Consider the following 17,154-nt stretch of genomic DNA (forward strand, 5'->3'; position numbering starts at 1 on the left):
ACTCGCTCACTCCAAGGCATAGCGCAGCACGAACAGGCCGGCAATCGCCCAGGTGGCCGGATGCACGGCGCGCCAGCGGCCGCTGCCCAGCTTGAGTGCCGCATAGGTGATGAAGCCGAAGGCAAGGCCGGTGGCGATGGAATAGGTGAGCGGCATGGCCAGCATGCAGATCGCGGCCGGTAGCGCGTCGCCGACATCGTCCCACTGGATCTGCGTGCACTCGCGCAGCATCACCGATGCCAGGTAGATCAGCGCCGGTGCGGTGGCATACGCCGGCACCATCGCCGCCAATGGCGAGAACAGCAGCGCCAGCAGAAACAGCGCTGCCACCACCAGCGCGGTGAGCCCGGTACGCCCACCCACCTGTACACCGGCAGCGCTTTCCACGTATGCGGTGGTGCTGGAAGTGCCAAGCAGCGAGCCGGCCAGGATGGCGGTGCTGTCGGCGAGCAGGGCGCGGTCGAACTGGCGACGGTGCGCCTGTGTGTGCAACAGGCCGGCGCGCTGGGCCACGCCCATCAAGGTGCCGGTGGCATCGAACATTTCCACCAGCACGAACACCAGCACCACGTGCAGGACGGCGGTCAGTGCGCCGCTGCCGCCATGGCCTTGCAAGGCGCCGGCAATATCCAGCTGCAGCAGCGTAGGCGCCAGGCTCGGCGGCAGCGACAGCACGCCCTGATAGTGCACCAGACCCAGCGCCAGCGCAGCGACGGTGACCGCCAGGATGCCCAGCAACATCGCCCCGCGCACGCGGCGCACTTCCAGTACGCCGATCAGCAGCAGCCCAGCCAACGCAAGCAATGGCTCGGGCCGATGCAAGTCGCCCAGGGTCACCAGCGTCTGCGGATGCGCCACCACCAGCCCGGCTTTTTGCAAGCCGATCAACGCCAGGAACAGGCCGATGCCCGCTGCAATCGCACTGCGCAAGGTGGGTGGGATGCCATCCACCAGCCAGCGTCGCGCGCCGGTGACGCTGAGCAGCAGGAACACGCAGCCGGACACGAACACCAGCCCCAACGTCTGCTGCCAGCTGTAACCCAGCGTGCCCACCACAGAGAAAGCGAAAAACGCATTCAAGCCCATGCCCGGTGCCATGCCGATGGGATAGTTGGCCAGCACGCCCATCAGCAGCGAGCCAAGCGCGGCGGCCAGACAGGTCGCCACGAACACCGCGCCGTGGTCCATGCCGGTGGTGGCCAGGATGTCGGGGTTGACGAAGACGATGTAGGCCATCGTCAGGAAGGTGGTGGCACCGGCCAGGACCTCGGTACGCACGCTGCTGCCATTGTCGGACAGCGCAAATCCGGGCCAGCGCATCAGCGTGCGCCCCGGCACGGGCGGGCGAAGGCGATCACACAAACAACCATCGGCAGGCATCTCATCGGCACAGAGGGGCACGCGCGATTGAGGTGGACGCGCGCGGGCCAAATATCTTGCACTGTGCGACGGCGGTTGCCACGGACCCTTCGCACGGATTGCGCTGCAAGTGCAATGCGTGTTGCGCGGTGTAATGGCATAACCGCAGGCTTTGTCTGCATCTGCGCCGGCGGCGCCTTGTGCACCCATCGATCAAACCGTGAAAGAAGATGCGGGGCTCACGTCCGTCCACAGGTGTCGTGCGACGTTGGCCGCCGCTTCGCGCTGCAGCGTGACCGGCGTCAGCCACCTGCGCGCCCGCTGTCGTCCTGTCTGCGCAGGCGCACGACATACGGAGCGCTCAAAGATCCAGCACCAGGCGTGGCGAACGGCTGCGCGAGCAACACAGCGTGATCTGGGTATTGGCGGCGTGCTCGCTGTCGCTGAGCACACTGTCGCGGTGATCCGGCGTCCCGGCAATCACGCCGGTCAGGCAGGCGCCGCACATGCCTTGCTCGCAGGACAGCGGCACCTCAATGCCGGCGTCCAGCAGGGCACTGGCGATGCTGCAGCCGGCCGGCACCTGCACCACGCGGCCGCTGGCGGCCAGCTCCACTTCGAAGGCGCTGTCGGCATCGTGGGCGATGCCCGGCTCGGCGGCGGCGAAGTGTTCGCGGTGCAGTTGCTCGGACGTCCAGCCGTGCGCCCTGGCAAGCAGCGTGAAGTGGTCCATGAAGGCGGCCGGCCCGCACAGGTACAACTGGTCGCGCGCACGCGCCTGGCCCAATTCCTCGGGCACATGCACGCGCGGGCTCTCGCCGCCATCGCTCAGATGCACTTGCACCTGGCCATGCGCGAAGCCCTGCTGCAGCCGCTGCCCGAACGCCACGTCGGCGTGCCGGCGCGCGTAGTAGTGCAGCACGAAGGGTTCGCCGCGCGCTTCCAGCGCTTCGGCCATCGACAGCAGCGGGGTGATGCCGATGCCGGCGGCCAGCAGCACGTGGCGCTCGCCCGGATGCAGCGGAAACAGGTTGCGCGGTGTGGAGATGCGCAGGCGGTCGCCGGTGCTCAGCTGCTCGCACAGATGCCGCGAGCCGCCGCGCGAGGCGTCGGCCAGCTTCACGCACAGCAGGTAGTGGTCGCGCACATGCGGTGCGCTGGCGATCGAGTACTGGCGGATCATGCCGTCGGGCAGATGCAGGTCCACATGCGCGCCGGCCTCGAAGGCCGGCAACTCCGCGCCGACCGGCTCCAGCCGGATCGCGCGCTGGCGATGGCCCTGGTCGAAGACCTCGGCAACGCGGACCTCGTGCAACTGCATGGCGTGCTCCTTGGCGGTCAGCGCAGGAAGAAGTCGCTATAGCCCTGGCTGCGCAGGCCACGGCGGTAGGCGATGGAGCTGCGGTCAGCCGGGATATGCACTTCCAGCAGCGGGTCCAGCGGCAGGTATTCGGGGCGCTGCGCCTCGACCATGGCGCGGTCTTCCTCGAACACGCGCAGGTTGAAGGCGTGCACGTCCTCCACCGGCAGATGGGTGTCGAAGTTGCGCGCGATCGGCACCAGCAGGCGCGTCTTGTGCTTGGACACCGGGCTGGCCGCGTTCATGATCACCAGCCGCTTGCCCGGCACCGGGAAGTGGATGGTGAGGGTGGCGGTGAACGGCAGATGCACCTCGAAATGGCGCAGCCACTGGAAATCCGGGTCCACGTCCGGCAGCGGCATGTCCACCGAATAATTGGCCACCGAGCTCAGGTAGTCGGCATTGAAGCCGGTCGGCGTCTCGGTGGTGGTGTAGGCCGGCACCTCGCGCTTGTCCGGCTGGGCAAAGGTGGCGGTGTGCACGAAGGCGAAATGCGCCACGTCGATGAAGCCCTCCAGCTGGCGCGCGGCACTGCCGCCGATGTCAAAGGCCGGGCAGACGATCTGCTGGAAGCCATCCTCGTCCCAGCCGGGCATCGGCGGAATCTGCACCTCGGCCGCGCTGACGCCGGCCGGTTTGGCCAGGCACACCCAGATCAACCCGTAGCGCTCGGCCACCGCATAGGTGTGCAGGCGCATCTTGGCCGGGATGTTCTGGCTGGGACTGGCGGGGATATGGTTGCAGCGCCCGCCCGAGCCGAAGCGCAGCCCGTGGTAGGCGCAGACCACGCCGCCGCCATCGGCGGTACCCATGCTCAGCGGCACACCGCGGTGCGGGCAGACATCGCGCGCGGCCACCAGTTCCTCGCCCAGCCGGTACAGCACCAGCGGCTCGTCCAGCAGGGTGGCCTTGAACGGCGCCTGCCCGACCTCGCTGCTCAGCGCCACCGCGTGCCAGTGCTGGGCCAGGCGCTGCCAGTCGGCGGCCTCGAAGGTGCAGTGCAGTGGCAGGGCGGGGACGGCGACATCCATGGGTCCAGTCTCTGGCGTAGGGCGGGAGCGGTGCCGGATTGACTCTAGGAAGCCGGGGGTGTGTTATCAAACATCGATTTTCAGCCAAGCCATTGCAAAAAATGCAACGCCAACCGAGCCCCGCCGCATGCTGACCTTTTCCCGCTTCACCCGTTACTTCATCGAAGTGGCCCGCTGCGGCAGCATCCGCAAGGCCTCCGACGTGCTGCACGTGTCGGCCTCGGCGATCGACCGGCAGATCCTCAAGGCCGAGGAAGAGCTGGGCGCGCAGCTGTTCGAGCGCTTGCCCGGACGGCTGCGGCTGACCGCCGCCGGCGAGCTGCTGCTGGTGGACGTGCGCGGCTGGGAGAAGGCCTACGCCCGCACCCTGGAGCGCTTCGACGAGCTCAAGGGGCTGCGCCGCGGGCATGTGGAGATCGCCATGATCGACGCGCTCAGTGAGGGCGTGGTGCCGGAGGCGGTGGCGGCGCTGGTGCAGGAGTACCCCGGCATCACCTTCAACCTGTCCACCGCGCGCAACCAGCGGGTAATGGAAATGGTGACCTCGGCCGATGTGGACATCGGCCTGCTGCTGGACCCGGTGAGCAGCGTGGACCTGGAGGTGCGCGCCTTTGCCGACATCCCGTTGGGGATTGCGATGCCGGTCGGCCACCCGCTCAGCACCCGCACCGAGCTGCAGCTGAGCGAAACGCTGGAACACCGCCTGCTGCTGCCGGCGGCCCCGCTGATCGTCGGCGAGCATGCCAAGGTGCTGTACCAGCGCCAGCACATCGACGTGAAGCGGCTGACCCACTGCAACGATGTGCGCACCCTGCGCGGGTTGGTGCGTGCCGGTGCCGGCGTGGGCCTGATGTCGTGGCTGGACGCCGCGCCGGATGTGGCCGACGGCCGCCTGGCATTCGTGCCGTTCCGCCGCCACCTGACCAAGCCGATGACGCTGGCGCTGTGCGTGGCCCCGCAGCGCCAGCTGTCGCGATCGGCGCTGCTGACGATCCAGGCGCTGGCGGCGAAGATCGATGCGATGGTGGTGCCGGTGGTGGGTTGAACCCCTCTCTCTCCTGGAAGAAGGGAGCAAAGCCCCTCTCCTGCGGGAGAGGGGTGAGGGGACGGGGCGACGCCACATTGGGTGGTTGGTCATGCGACGCTCCGCTCGCACCCTCATCCGGCGCTGCGCGCCACCTTCTCCCGGCGGGAGAAGGGACGCGAAGCGCGAAGCGCACATAACTCCCACTCGTTACACTTGCCCGGCTCTCCCAACACGACACCGCAGCATGCAGTTGATCGATATCGGCGCCAACCTCACCCATGACTCCTTCGACCGCGACCGCGAGGCAGTGCTGCAACGGGCACGCGAGGCAGGCGTTGCGCAACTGGTGATCACCGGCGCCAGCCGCGAGCATTCGCCGCTGGCCTTGCAGCTGGCCCAGCAGCACCCCGGATTCCTCTACGCCACCGCCGGCGTGCACCCGCACCACGCAGTGGAATTCACCGCCGAATGCGAGGCCGAAATGCGCACGCTGCAGGCGCATCCGCAGGTGGTGGCGGTGGGCGAATGCGGGCTGGATTATTTTCGCGATTTCGCGCCGCGGCCGGCGCAGCACAAGGCGTTCGAGCGCCAGCTGCAATTGGCTGCCGACAACGGCAAGCCACTGTTCCTGCACCAACGCGAGGCGCACGACGATTTCCTGTCGATCATGCGCAGCTTCGATGGCCGCCTCGGCCCGGCCGTGGTGCATTGCTTCACCGGCACCCGCGAAGAGCTGTTCGCTTACCTGGACCGCGATTACTACATCGGCATCACCGGCTGGCTGTGCGATGAGCGCCGCGGTGCGCATCTGCGCGAGCTGGTGCGCAACATCCCGGCCAACCGGTTGATGATCGAAACCGATGCGCCGTACCTGCTGCCGCGCACGCTCAAGCCGATGCCCAAGGACCGCCGCAACGAGCCGAGGTTCCTGTCGCACATCGTGGAAGAACTCGCGCGCGATCGTGGCGAGGAGGTGGCGCTGACTGCGGCCAACAGCACGGCGGCCGCGCGGGCATTTTTCCGTCTGCCCGCGCCTGCAGCCGCTGCATGACGTGCGCGGCGTGGGCAATCACGCCGCCAGCAACTCCCAGCCCTGCGCATCGCGCAGGCGCAGCCCCGGTTGCGGTGCATCCACGCTGACCCGCACGCCGCTGGCCCAGGGCAGCTGCCGCTGTTGCGGAAACCAGCGCCGCGCCTGATCGACCACGATCAACAGGCCATCATCGTCGCCCAGCGCGGCAAAGCCCTCGACCGCCGGCGCAAATGGCCGCACGCCGAAGTGATTGGCGACGCTGCTGGTCACCACCGCGACATCGTTGCTGGGTAAGCCGATCTCGCTCACGCACAGCAACTCGTCGCCGTGGAATGCGCCGTCGCCGGTGACCACGTCCTGCACCGCTTGGCGCGCGATCAACTCCAGCACCGCGCCATCGGGGCCGGCGAAATACACCGAGCGCGATTGCCAGACGCCATCCAGTCGAAACTGACGGCGGCCGTGCGGATCGGCAAGCAGGTTGCTGCGCGCGCCGATCCACTGCGCAGCGGCGTCGAAGCGCGAAGGCGCCACGTTGAACGCCAGGTGCACACTGCCCACCGGCTGCTGCGCCTGTACGCATTCCAGCGTGCTCCAGCCGATGTGCACGGTATTGCCCTGCAGCGGAAGCTGCAGCACATCGCGATAAAAACGCCGGGTCAGTGCGGGGTCCAGGCAGGGCAGCAAGATATGACGTAGATGCATGGCACTCAGATCGATGGGAGAGGCCTGCATTGAACAATCTCAATCGCAGTTGAGGTCAAGCATTCGATGGGCCAGACATGACCACGCCCGGATTCCAAGCCGCAGCGATCAGAAAACGCTTTAATCGCTATGCACCTGGCCGATGCACGAGGCCTCGGCGCCCAATCCAGACGGGTGATCGAGCCCGATTGCGCAATGTGAAAGGTTCTCCGGCGACCGCTCCAAGCAAGATGGAGCGCAATGCCGATGGACGAAAATGCAGGGACGCAAAGGCTGTGGTGGGTTCGCTCGTGTAAACGCGTCTTCCACGGCGGGATGCGAGGGTCGCCGGAAATCATCTATTTTCCCCGACGTAATTGCGGAGAATTGAGATGGGAAATTCCATAAAGCGTGCCTCTTCAGCACGTAAAAACCCGCCACTGGAGATTCCTGGCGGCAGCTCGATCGTGTCCTCTAGTGCCGGCGGGAGCGTAGAGGCGGATCACCGGTTCGTAGCGTTGCGTCGGCCCCCCATATCTAGGCGATCCAGCCCGTCTACTGCACCCATACCCACGCCAGGAGAGCGGCTGGAGCGGATGCGGCAAAAGAAACATGAACGGCTGGGCGAGCTGAATGAGGACGCAACGTTGCTTATCAGTCACTGGGGGGAACTGCAAAATTCCTTGTTGCAGAGAGGAGATGCGGAGCTGGCACGTAAATTTGAAGAAAAGAAGCCACGCCTGGAGGAAATTCAAAGGGAGTTGATTCGCGCGATGGATCCCAACGTCACTGCCGATCCGAACCCTGAAAGATGGGAAGAGGAGCTGGAACTCTTGCAAATGCAGGCGGACACGCTTAAGAGGATGTTTAAAAATAAGGATCCCGGAGGCTTTGATTCGATACGTCCGGCTTTGCTTGGCTCGTTGAATTCAGATGAATCCCGTGTCCGAGGGTGAATCTGACCAGTCTGAAGGTGATCTGTTGCAGTTGACGTCAGGCACAGGCCAGGAGCCGTCACGTTTCTTCGAGCACGACGTTGATCCTCGCTCCCCAGGCTGACGCAAGGTGCGCCCCAGGACATCGCTCAAAGCAGTTCTGCCAGCGCCCACAGATGCCGCACCAGCGGTGCGGTGTCTAGTGCGCCGGGCGATACCGCCAGGGCCAGCCTGGCCAGCGGCATCTGGCCTTCGATCTCCAGATAGCGCACGCCGGGCAGTTGCAGCTGCGCGGTGGAGGCCGGCACCACCGACACACCCAATTCGGCGGCGACCAGGTTGACGATGGACGACATCTGCGGCGCCTCCTGGGTGATGCGCAGGGTCACCCCGGACTGCCGGCAGGCGGCGAGGATCTCGTCGTACAGGCTGGACCCAAAGCTGCGCGGGAACAGGATGAACGGCTCGCCCGCCAGCGCGGCCAGTGGCGCGCTGTTGCGGGCGGCCAGGCGATGCGCGGTGGGCACGGCGATCTTCATCGGTTCGTCGGCAAAGCGCAGCAGTTGCAGGTCGGGCGGCGTGCTCAGGCCGTAGCGCACGAAGGCCGCGTCCAGACGGCCATCGGCCAGGGCCAGCAGCAGTCCGGCGGTATTGGTTTCTTCCAGCAATAGCTCGACCTGCGGCCACTGCCGGCGAAAGTCGCGGATCAAATGCGGCACCACCGGATTGAACGCGGCCGAGGCGGTGAAGCCCAGGCGCAGCCGGCCGGATTCGCCACGCGCCACCCGCCGTGCGGTTTCTGCGGCGCGCTCCACGTCGGCGAGCACGCGGCGCACCTCGACCAGGAACGCCTCGCCGGCCGGCGTCAGCTCGGCGCCGCTGTGGGTGCGCCGGAACAGCGGCGTGCCCAGATCGCGCTCCAGCGCCTGGATCTGCTGGCTCAACGGCGGCTGGCCAATCCCCACCCGCGCTGCGGCCCGGGTGAAGTTGCCTTCTTCGGCGACGGCCAGGAAATAGCGCAAGTGGCGAAGTTCCATGCTATCTGTCCTGTATATGGCAGCTGCCAGAATCATATATTGGACAGGGGGTCCTAGCGGGCGAATACTCGCCGTCCCATGTCTCGATGCTGCTCCCGTGTCTTCTTCTGATCGCCACGCCGGCAGCTCGCCGGGTACCACCAGCCTTGCCGACGTGCCCGCTGCCGACGCGCCGGCCAGCGGCCGCATCCGCCTGGCCCTGTTCCTGGCCGGCTTTGCCACCTTCTCGCTGCTGTACAGCGTGCAGCCGGTGCTTCCGGAGTTTGCACGCGCTTTTGGCGTGGACGCGGCCACCGCCTCGCTGCCGTTGTCGCTGGCCACCGGCGCGCTGGCCCTGGCGATCTTCTGTGCCGGCGCAGTGTCGGAGAACCTGGGCCGGCGCGGGTTGATGTTCGTATCGATCGCACTGGCCGCAGTGCTCAACCTGGTCGCCGCCTTCCTGCCGCACTGGGGCGCGCTGGTGCTGGTGCGCACCTTGTCCGGTATCGCGCTGGGCGGGGTGCCGGCGGTGGCGATGGTGTATCTGGGCGAGGAACTGCCGGCCAACAAGATGGGCGCGGCCACCGGCCTGTATGTGGCCGGCAATGCCTTCGGCGGCATGAGCGGGCGCATTGTGATGAGCGTGCTGACCGATCACTACGACTGGCGCACCGCGCTGGCGGTGTTGAGCGTGTTCGACCTGCTGTGCGCGCTGGCGTTCTTCTGGTTGCTGCCGCCGTCGCGCAACTTCGTGCGCCGGCACGGCATCAACCTGCGCTTCCATCTGCGCGCCTGGGCCGGGCATCTGCGCGACCGCAACCTGCCGTTCCTGTTCGCGCTGCCGTTCCTGCTGATGGGCGTGTTCGTCTGCCTCTACAACTACGCCGGCTTCCGGCTGGGCGGGCCGGAATTCGGCCTGAGCCAGAGCCAGATCGGCATTATCTTCAGCGCCTATGTGTTCGGCATCGTCAGTTCGTCGGTGGCCGGCGCGGCGTCGGATCGTTTCGGGCGCGGCCCGGTGGTCAGCACCGGTATCGTGCTGTGCGTGCTTGGCGTGGCACTGACCCTGGCGCATGTGCTGGCGCTGGTGGTGGCCGGCATCGTGCTGCTGACGATCGGCTTCTTCATTGCGCATTCGGCGGCCAGCGCGTGGGTGAGCCGGCTCGGCGGTGCGCACCGCAGTCACGCCGCATCGCTGTATCTGCTGGCGTATTACGCCGGCTCCAGCGTGATCGGCGCGCTTGGCGGCTGGTTCTGGCAACACGGTGGCTGGGGCGCGCTGGTCGGCATGTGCCTGACCTCGCTGACGCTCGCCTTTGCGGCGGCCTACGTGCTGCGCCAGCGCGCCGATGACACGCGGCCGTACGGGCGCTTTGCGCCGCATCCTGCACGCGGCGAGTGACGCGGAGCGACCGGAGCGACCGGAGCGAGCATCCGGGAACGACCGAGGCCGATGTGGATGCCAGCTGCGCGTTGCATGGGCGTGTGCCCGGCATGCGGGTGGTTTGCCTGGCGCAATCGGGAATCGGGAATCGGGAGTGGTAAAAGCTGGCGCGCGCGGGCGCCGGTGGCAGCGCTTGTGGTGCGAGCCGCATCGGGGCGTGAGCTGTGATTGCCTTGGTGTGGGTGGCCGCGTCTGTGAAAAACAACCGCCGCGTGCGCGTCGATGCGCGGCTAGGGAGCGGGCTTGCGGCCTTTGCGCTGCGTTGCAGGAGAGGGCGCACGCTTCGTCTCCGCCGCCCCTTGCGCCAGGGTTTCCAGCAGGCGCGCACGTCGCCGCTCCAGGTCGGCCAGCTGGCGCTCGATCAGCTGCAGGCGTGCCCGATGCGCCTGTGCGGTTTCCGGGCACATCTGCGCGCCTTCCACCAGGCGCATGCAATCGGGGAAGCCGCGAATGTCGTCCAGACTGAAGCCGGTGGCGATCAGCCGCTGGATCTGCCGCACCTGCGCAACGCAGCCGGCGGGAAACACGCGGTAGCCGTTGGCGCTGCGCGAGGAGGTCAGCAGCCCATGCGCGTCGTAGTGACGAAGTGAGCGCACGCTGGCGCCGGTCTGCAGCGCCAGTGCACCAATGCTCAGCGATGGTTCGGACGATGTGGCCATGCGCCAAGCATACGTCGCACGCAAGGCTTGACCCTCACATTGGTGTCAGGCTCGAGGATGCTGGCTCCCATTGTCTGGAGCTCACTCCGATGCCTGTTCGCTTCCTTCCTGTCATTGGCATGTTGCCGATGCGCTACGTGTTGGCTTGCCTGCTGCTGTTCTCTTCAACCTTGGCTACGGCGGGCCCGGCGGCCATCCCTGCATCGCGCAGCTACACCGTCACCGCACCCGACGGCGTGGCCCTGGCGGTGCAGGAGCATGGCGCCAGCGATGGCCGGGCGATCGTGTTCGTGCACGGCCTGCTCGGTAGCCGCATCGATTGGGACGCGCAGCTGGCCGATCCGCGCCTGCAAGGCTATCGGTTGATCACCTACGACCTGCGCGGGCATGGGCTGTCCGGCAAACCGGCGGCAGCGTCCGCGTATCGGGATGGCATGCTTTGGGCCGACGACCTTGCCGCCGTGGTGAAGGCCGCCAACGCGCGCGATGCGGTGCTGGTGGGTTGGTCGCTGGGTGGTGCGGTGATCAGCAACTACCTCACCCGTTACGGCGACGAAGGGCTTGGCGGCGTGGTGTATGTCGATGGCGTGATCGAATTGCGCGCAGAGCAACTGGGCGCGCATCCGGCGATCTATCGCGATCTGGTCTCCGACGACCTGCGCACGCATCTGCAGGCGGTGCAGGACTTCCTGCGGCTGTGCTTTGCCACCCAGCCGCCGGCGCCGGTGTTTGAAACCTTGCTGGCCAACGCGTCGCTGGTCTCGTGGGACATGCAGCGGGCCGTGCAGGGCATGTCGATCGACGTTGCCGGCCTGCAACGCACACAGCTGCCGGTGCTGCTGATGTACGGCGCGCGCGATGCACTGGTGACCACCGGGCCGACGCTGGCGCGTGCACGGCAGCTGCAGCCGCGTGCGCAGACGGTGCTGTATCCCGACGCCGGGCATGCCCCATTTCTGGAAGACAGCCCGCGCTTCAATCAGGATCTGCTGCGCTTTGTCGAACAGGCCGCCAACGCCCACTGACGCGGCGTGATGGCACGCGCGATCCGCATGGCGCGCTGCTGTGCTGCCGACCCGCGCGGCGCCCGTTGCCGCTGCGCAGGTCGGCACGTCGATGGCGGCATACCCGTGTCGCCATCGGCGGTTACAGCGTGGGCGAGGTGCCGGCAGGTGCTGATCCGGTCGCCGGGTCGTACTGCGGATGGCCGGGGTCCATGCTGGGTGGCGTGGAGGTGCCGGGCCGCAGCGCGCTTTCGCGCCAGGCGCGCACCAGCAGGTCGCGCAGCATCGCCGCGCCATCGCCGGCGGTGCGATAGACCATCGCGCGGCCGTCGCTGCTGGACGCATCGTCGAAGGCGCCAGCCTTTTCCAGGCGATAGACCTGCTCGACACGGCCAGTGCCGACGTCGAGAAAGTCCAGGATCTGCTCGAACACATCGCCCTGCTGATGCGCCAGTGCCGGCATGCGGCTCAGCAGGTCCTGCGGGGTCAGCGCAATCTTGTCCACGTAATCGCTCTCGAACTTGCCGTGCACCTTCGGGTCGGTGCTGTAGCCGTGCGGGTTTGGCCCCTGCCAGCCGTCGTGGTGGATGCTGTCGTGCTGCGGCTGCGCGCCATCGCCGATGTAGTGCGCGAACCAGCTGACATAGAACGCGCAGGTACGTTCGAGCTCGCGGGTGTCCTGGCCCTTGGCGCGCAGCGTGCGGAGTTGCCGCATGGCCGCCACGATGCGTTGGTAGCCTTCGGTGGCCGCGTACGGCAAGGTGCCGGCCCAACGCACATTCATGCGCTGCGCCCGTTGCGGGTCGCTGTCGGCGATGCGCCGCTGTTCGTCGTATAGCGCCAGCACGAAGGCGTAACGAGAGCGCGGCGGGTGTTGCATGAAGGCGAACTGCTCGCGGAACCAGCCGTGGTTGGGGTCTTCTTCGATCTTGAGAAACGGCTCGCTCTCGCTGCGCCAGCCATCCGGCAGCGTGGCGCCGTCGGCAATCACCTGCGCGTATTGCCTGAGGAAGACCGGGCCGTCGTCGGGCAGGGCCTGCACGGCGGCGCTGTCGATGGCCGCGTGCGCACGGTGGCCCCAGGCGGCGGCATTGCCGGAACATGTCGCTGCCGCAAACAGCAGCGCACAGGCAAGAGGGGAGGGTGTCATGGCAGTCCTTGTGGCCTGCAGCGCGTACGCCACGCTGCAGGCGATGGATCGGGAAGTGGAGCGTTGGTAGCGAGGCTGCGACACCCGGACGTCGGTGCACTCAGAAGTGGTAAGTCACCACCAGCCGCGAGTTGCGCTCGTAGATCGGCCGGCCGTAGATCGGTTCGCGCGTGCCCTGGCCGGAGATGGTGTCGGTGCGCGGGTTGCCTTCGGTCAGCGCAAAGGTGTTGGTCAGGTTGTCGACCGACAGCTGCACATCCCACGGCCCGTTGCGCACCAGGATGTTGGCCGCCAGGGTGTCGTAGGCGGCCAGCTCGGTGGTGTTCTCCAGGTCGGCGTAGCGCTTGCCGACGTAGGCGTAGCGCAACGAGGTTTCCCAGTCGAACGCACCGGTGGTGAAGAACAGCGTCGGGCCCGCATTGCCGTACAGCTTCGGCTGGCGGTTGGGCATGTTGCCGTCCACATCGACCACCGCCACTGCTCCGTTGGCCACCACCTCGGTGAGGTCGGAGACCTTGGTGTCGTTGTAGGTCAGGTTGGCATCCAAACGCAGCCACTGCGCCGGCGTCCACACCGCCGCCAGTTCGATGCCCGGGTTGGTGACGCTGCCGCGGTAGTCCTTGGATTCGGCCGCGCCGGTCTGCGGATTCACCGCGCTGGTGCCGATGTTGTATGGGTCGTACTTGGTGTAGAAGGCGGTGGCGAACACGTCCAGTGTGTCGAAGTTGAGCTTGGTGCCGAGCTCGAACTGGTCGGCGGTGGGGATGTTGACGTTGCCTTCGTTGGCGCCCTCGCTGGGCGCGCGGTGCGCACGCGAGGCGCGGCCATAGATGCCGACCGTCGGGTTGATGTCGTAGTTGAAACCCGCGGTCCAGTTGGTCACGCCCACGTCCAGGGCGGTCTGCGCGCGGGCCCCGGTGAACAGGCGCGCGGCATCGTCGGCCAGGGTGTCGGCCATGCCCAGGTTGCCGGTGCTGCGCAGCATGCTCCAGGCGCGGTAACGGTAGCGCTCGTGACGCACGCCGCCTTCCAGGCGCAGCGCATCGGTCACCTGCCAGGTGTCGGCGATGTAGGGCGCCAGCATGCTGGTGTAGGCCTTGCCCTGGGTGCGGTCGGCGCCATAGATCACCACACCGTCCTTGGTCACGCCGCCGACCACGTTGCCGGCCGCGTCGTAGCCGAGCAGGTCGATCGTGCGCGGGTTCTGGCGCATTTCGAACAGATAGCTCTGGTAACGCGAATTATAGGAGCGCGCGTAATAGGCGCCGTACACGCCCAATGTGATGTCGTGGGTGTCGCTGCCCCAGTCGAAGCGGCGATGCAGGCGCAGGTCGTCGGCAAACGAATCGGCACGCACGTTCATGGCGCGGTACTGGCCCTGGATCACCAGGCCGTCGGTGCTGGCCGGATCGAAGCGGCTGCCATCGTCGGTGTAGACGTAGCCCAGCGAGCTCAGGCCGGGAAACGCAGTGCTGGCGGCGGCGCGGCGGCTGTTGGCATACGCGCTGGCGTCCTGCGGCGCATTGCTGGAGTACAGCGCGTCGAAGGTCATGTCCAGGCGATTGACGATGGCCTTGTTGGACAGGCTCCAGCCATTGTCGAAGGCCAGGTCCAGGTTCGCGCCCAGATGGTTGAATTTCATGTGGCGGCCATCGGACAGGTCGCGCAACTCGCGCTGCGGCGCGCCGTTGGCATCGCTGGACACGATGCTGGCGCGCTTCAGTTGCGCGGTGCTCAAGGTGCCAGTGAAGCGGTTGATCAACGGGTCCAGCGAACGTGTGGTGTCGCGCGGGTCGTACAGCGGGATCGGCATGTAGAACGCATTCTTGTCGTCCAGATGCTTGGCAGTGAAGGTGATCTTGCCGTGGTCCAGCGTGTGCGTGAGGTTCATGCGGAACTGCCCGCCCTCGTCGGCCGGAAAGTCCACGTCGCGGTAGCCGTCGTTGCGGCGCACGAAGCCGCCGGCAGCCAGATACCAGCCGTCGGCCAGCTTGCCCGACCAATAGCCATCGAGCCGGTACAGCCCGGTGTCGCCGACGGTGGTGCGCACTGCGCCTTCGGGCGTGTCGCCGCCCTGGCGGGTGACGAAGTTGACGATGGCCGCGGCATTGGAGGCGAAGATCGGCGAGGGCCCGCCACGTACGGTTTCCACCGATTCGACCATCAGGTCCGGGCGCACCAGGCCTTCGGTCTTGTAGAAATAGCCGTTGTTGTCCGGGTAAGGACTGATGCCGTCTTCCTGGATCACCGCAAACGAGCCTTCGTCGGGAATGCCACGGATGCGGTAGACGTTCTGCACTTCGCCGCCGGTGGATTCGGCATAGATGCCGGGCATGGAGCCGATCAGGCTGGCCAGGTTGAGCGGGGCCAGCTTGTCGATCTGCTCGGCGGTCAGCGCGGTGATCGCATACGAGGCGTCGAACTGGTTCTGGGCCTGGCCGGCGCCGGTGACGATCATCCGGTCCAGCGAGAAGATGCCGTCCTCGCCCTTGCGGGGGGCAGGTGTGGCGGGTGCGGCTTCCTGCGCGAGCGCGGGGGTGGCCAGGGTCAGTGCAAGCAGGACGGCGAGCGGACGACGCGACACGGCACGACGCACTCCGGAGCGCGTCCGGATGTGGGTGTAGGGCATGGCAGGAGTGGGGTCAGCGGGGGAGATGCCCACTGTCGCGGCGCCATGTTTCCGCAGCGTTGCGTGTGCGCCCGATCACGCTAACTGCGTGAGTCGGTGCCACGATTTGTGACGTGGCGCCTGTTTTCAAGCGGTTTCAACCGTACGTGGCAGAGGGTAAAGGCATCGAGCGGCCGGCGTCGGTGATCAGCGCCACCGGGGCGGAGCTGGACGAGGCGCTTCCTTGGAATCAGGAAGAAGGCCCCCAGACTATGTGCCATCCATCCGTGTGGACATTCGCATTCGTGAGCACCTCCTTGCCCCTGCCCGCACCGCGTAAAGCCCCGCAGCAAGCGCGTTCGCGCGCCACCGTGGAGGTCATTCGCCAGGCCAGCATTCAGGTGTTGGTGGCTGACGGACTGCAGGGCTGCACCACCACGCGGGTGGCTGAGCGGGCCGGCGTGTCGGTCGGCAGCGTGTACCAGTACTACCCGAACCGTCAGGCGATGTTGATCGCGTTGCTGCAGTGGCATCTGCAGGCGGTGATCGACGCGGTGGAGCGGGCCTGCGCGCAACAGCACGGGCGCACGCTTGCGCAGCAGTGCCAGGCGCTGGTGCATGCCTTCGTGCAGGCCAAGCTGCAGCATGTGGACGTCTCGCGCGCGCTGTACGCCATTGCCGAGCTGCATGGTGGCGCCACGTTGGGGTCGCAGGCGCGCAAGCGCTCGCAGCAGGCGTTTGCCGCTGCGCTGGCCACCGCCGCGGATGTGCGCTTCGACGATTGCGAGGCGGTGGCCGAGATCGGCATGGCGGCCATCACCGGGCCGGTGAAGAGCCTGCTCGAGGAGGGTGCGCCTGCGGTGCGGATTGCGCCGCTGCAGGCGCAACTGGTGGTGTTGCTGCACAGTTACCTCATGGCCACCGGAGTTGCGCGATGACGGCGGTAGCAGTTCAGGACAGCAACGTACTGCAGGACTTCATCGAACGTCATCGGCGCCTGTTCGTGCTCACCGGCGCCGGTTGCAGCACCGATTCGGGCATTCCCGATTACCGCGATCTGCAAGGCGGCTGGAAGCGTCCGCAACCGGTGACGTTCCAGGCCTTCATGGGCGAGCTGTCCACGCGGCAGCGCTATTGGGCACGCAGTCTGGTCGGCTGGCCGCGCTTCGGGCTGGCGCAACCCAATGCCACCCATCACGCACTGGCCGCACTGGAAGCGCGCGGCCAGCTGGAACTGCTGCTGACGCAAAATGTCGACCGCCTGCACCAGGCGGCCGGCAGCCACGCGGTGATCGACCTGCATGGCCGGCTCGATGTGGTGCGCTGCATGGGTTGCGAGCGGCGCATGCCCCGTACCGAATTCCAGCTGCTGCTCGAGCACGCTAATCCCGGCTGGGCCGACCTGGACGCGGCGCAGGCACCCGATGGCGATGCGGACCTGGACGATGTGGCCTTCGACAGTTTTGTGGTGCCGCCGTGCCCGGTGTGTGGCGGCGTGCTGAAGCCGGATGTTGTGTTCTTTGGCGAGAACGTGCCGCGCGAGCGTGTGGAGCGTGCGTTTGCGCATCTGCAGGCGGCCGATGCGGTGCTGGTGGTGGGCTCGTCGCTGATGGTGTATTCGGGCTTTCGTTTCGTGCAGACCGCTGCACGCAACGGCCTGCCGATCGCCGCGCTCAACTTCGGGCGCACCCGCGCGGACGAGCTGCTCAGCCTGAAGGTCGAACAGTCGTGCGCGCAGGCGCTGGCGTTCCTGCACACCCCGTTCGATCCGCTGCGTGCACGCAGCGTCAACGACGCCAGTGCGCGCTCGGCATGACGCAGTGATCCATCGCAGCGGTTGTGCC

15 protein-coding genes are annotated in these 17,154 nt (G+C 66.9%); 7 read left to right on the top strand and 8 right to left on the bottom strand.

Translation table 11 applies throughout. From position 1 onward, the window contains the following. Positions 1-6 precede the first annotated feature (6 nt). The 3 genes from LL972_RS14440 to LL972_RS14450 all read right to left on the bottom strand — a co-directional run bounded on the left by LL972_RS14440 (position 7) and on the right by LL972_RS14450 (position 3,750). On the bottom strand, positions 7-1,320 hold the full coding sequence (locus LL972_RS14440; protein ID WP_104534370.1) for an NCS2 family permease: 1,314 nt from the start codon (positions 1,318-1,320) through the stop codon (positions 7-9). A 400-nt stretch (positions 1,321-1,720) separates the two neighbouring features. Then, positions 1,721-2,680 (bottom strand): PDR/VanB family oxidoreductase, encoded by a 960-nt coding sequence (locus LL972_RS14445; protein WP_228328178.1) that lies wholly within the window; start codon positions 2,678-2,680, stop codon positions 1,721-1,723. 17 nt (positions 2,681-2,697) lie between these two features. Continuing rightward, on the bottom strand, positions 2,698-3,750 hold the full coding sequence (locus LL972_RS14450; RefSeq protein WP_039511158.1) for an aromatic ring-hydroxylating oxygenase subunit alpha: 1,053 nt from the start codon (positions 3,748-3,750) through the stop codon (positions 2,698-2,700). Between the two features lie 127 nt (positions 3,751-3,877). Here LL972_RS14450 and LL972_RS14455 point away from each other — a divergent pair, with 127 nt between their 5' ends. Together LL972_RS14455 and LL972_RS14460 are read left to right on the top strand one after the other, a co-directional pair. After that, on the top strand, positions 3,878-4,795 hold the full coding sequence (locus LL972_RS14455; RefSeq protein WP_016901444.1) for a LysR family transcriptional regulator: 918 nt from the start codon (positions 3,878-3,880) through the stop codon (positions 4,793-4,795). Between the two features lie 226 nt (positions 4,796-5,021). Next, complete coding sequence (locus LL972_RS14460) at positions 5,022-5,828, top strand: TatD family hydrolase (RefSeq protein WP_228328179.1); 807 nt, start codon at positions 5,022-5,024, stop codon at positions 5,826-5,828. A gap of 18 nt (positions 5,829-5,846) precedes the next feature. Here the strand turns inward: LL972_RS14460 and LL972_RS14465 are convergent, their stop codons facing one another. Then, a complete protein-coding gene (locus LL972_RS14465; RefSeq protein WP_228328207.1) occupies positions 5,847-6,515 on the bottom strand; it encodes a VOC family protein in 669 nt (222 codons plus the stop codon). A 575-nt stretch (positions 6,516-7,090) separates the two neighbouring features. Here LL972_RS14465 and LL972_RS14470 point away from each other — a divergent pair. After that, complete coding sequence (locus LL972_RS14470; protein WP_228328180.1) at positions 7,091-7,450, top strand: hypothetical protein; 360 nt, start codon at positions 7,091-7,093, stop codon at positions 7,448-7,450. A gap of 128 nt (positions 7,451-7,578) precedes the next feature. On the opposite strand, the gene LL972_RS14475 is transcribed toward LL972_RS14470, so the two are convergent. Further along, positions 7,579-8,466, bottom strand: a complete 888-nt coding sequence (locus tag LL972_RS14475) for a LysR family transcriptional regulator (protein WP_228328181.1) — start codon at positions 8,464-8,466, stop codon at positions 7,579-7,581. A 97-nt stretch (positions 8,467-8,563) separates the two neighbouring features. On the opposite strand from LL972_RS14475, the gene LL972_RS14480 reads away from it, so the two are divergent. Next, positions 8,564-9,847: an MFS transporter gene (locus LL972_RS14480; protein WP_228328182.1), complete on the top strand. Its 1,284-nt coding sequence runs from the start codon at positions 8,564-8,566 to the stop codon at positions 9,845-9,847. 272 nt (positions 9,848-10,119) lie between these two features. Here the strand turns inward: LL972_RS14480 and LL972_RS14485 are convergent, their stop codons facing one another. Further along, a complete protein-coding gene (locus tag LL972_RS14485) occupies positions 10,120-10,548 on the bottom strand; it encodes a MerR family transcriptional regulator (RefSeq protein WP_228328183.1) in 429 nt (142 codons plus the stop codon). Between the two features lie 89 nt (positions 10,549-10,637). Here LL972_RS14485 and LL972_RS14490 point away from each other — a divergent pair, with 89 nt between their 5' ends. Next, positions 10,638-11,573, top strand: a complete 936-nt coding sequence (locus tag LL972_RS14490) for an alpha/beta fold hydrolase (protein ID WP_228328184.1) — start codon at positions 10,638-10,640, stop codon at positions 11,571-11,573. Between the two features lie 121 nt (positions 11,574-11,694). Here LL972_RS14490 and LL972_RS14495 read toward each other — a convergent pair whose 3' ends face one another. Both LL972_RS14495 and LL972_RS14500 read right to left on the bottom strand, forming a co-directional pair. Further along, entirely contained in the window at positions 11,695-12,702 is a 1,008-nt protein-coding gene (locus tag LL972_RS14495) for a nuclease (protein WP_228328185.1), read from the bottom strand. Between the two features lie 100 nt (positions 12,703-12,802). Continuing rightward, a complete protein-coding gene (locus LL972_RS14500; protein ID WP_228328186.1) occupies positions 12,803-15,286 on the bottom strand; it encodes a TonB-dependent receptor in 2,484 nt (827 codons plus the stop codon). A 341-nt stretch (positions 15,287-15,627) separates the two neighbouring features. On the opposite strand from LL972_RS14500, the gene LL972_RS14505 reads away from it, so the two are divergent. Together LL972_RS14505 and LL972_RS14510 are read left to right on the top strand one after the other, a co-directional pair. Then, positions 15,628-16,248 carry a TetR/AcrR family transcriptional regulator gene (locus LL972_RS14505; protein WP_323134221.1) on the top strand — a complete coding sequence of 207 codons (621 nt, stop codon included), beginning with the start codon at positions 15,628-15,630 and terminating at the stop codon, positions 16,246-16,248. Beyond that, complete coding sequence (locus tag LL972_RS14510) at positions 16,245-17,126, top strand: NAD-dependent protein deacetylase (protein ID WP_228328188.1); 882 nt, start codon at positions 16,245-16,247, stop codon at positions 17,124-17,126. Before LL972_RS14505 ends, LL972_RS14510 begins: the two co-directional genes overlap by 4 nt. Positions 17,127-17,154 lie beyond the last annotated feature (28 nt).

The organism is Xanthomonas campestris pv. asclepiadis (genome assembly GCF_020784175.1).
Taxonomy (GTDB): Bacteria; Pseudomonadota; Gammaproteobacteria; order Xanthomonadales; family Xanthomonadaceae; genus Xanthomonas; species Xanthomonas campestris_D.

Bases quoted from the DNA above. Each gene is read 5' to 3' on its own strand.
- LL972_RS14440 (WP_104534370.1), bottom strand. From the start codon at position 1,320: ATGCGCTGGCCCGGATTTGCGCTGTCCGACAATGGCAGCAGCGTGCGT.
- LL972_RS14445 (WP_228328178.1), bottom strand. From the start codon at position 2,680: ATGCAGTTGCACGAGGTCCGCGTTGCCGAGGTCTTCGACCAGGGCCAT.
- LL972_RS14450 (WP_039511158.1), bottom strand. From the start codon at position 3,750: ATGGATGTCGCCGTCCCCGCCCTGCCACTGCACTGCACCTTCGAGGCC.
- LL972_RS14455 (WP_016901444.1), top strand. From the start codon at position 3,878: ATGCTGACCTTTTCCCGCTTCACCCGTTACTTCATCGAAGTGGCCCGC.
- LL972_RS14460 (WP_228328179.1), top strand. From the start codon at position 5,022: ATGCAGTTGATCGATATCGGCGCCAACCTCACCCATGACTCCTTCGAC.
- LL972_RS14465 (WP_228328207.1), bottom strand. From the start codon at position 6,515: ATGCATCTACGTCATATCTTGCTGCCCTGCCTGGACCCCGCACTGACC.
- LL972_RS14470 (WP_228328180.1), top strand. From the start codon at position 7,091: ATGCGGCAAAAGAAACATGAACGGCTGGGCGAGCTGAATGAGGACGCA.
- LL972_RS14475 (WP_228328181.1), bottom strand. From the start codon at position 8,466: ATGGAACTTCGCCACTTGCGCTATTTCCTGGCCGTCGCCGAAGAAGGC.
- LL972_RS14485 (WP_228328183.1), bottom strand. From the start codon at position 10,548: ATGGCCACATCGTCCGAACCATCGCTGAGCATTGGTGCACTGGCGCTG.
- LL972_RS14490 (WP_228328184.1), top strand. From the start codon at position 10,638: ATGCCTGTTCGCTTCCTTCCTGTCATTGGCATGTTGCCGATGCGCTAC.
- LL972_RS14495 (WP_228328185.1), bottom strand. From the start codon at position 12,702: ATGACACCCTCCCCTCTTGCCTGTGCGCTGCTGTTTGCGGCAGCGACA.
- LL972_RS14510 (WP_228328188.1), top strand. From the start codon at position 16,245: ATGACGGCGGTAGCAGTTCAGGACAGCAACGTACTGCAGGACTTCATC.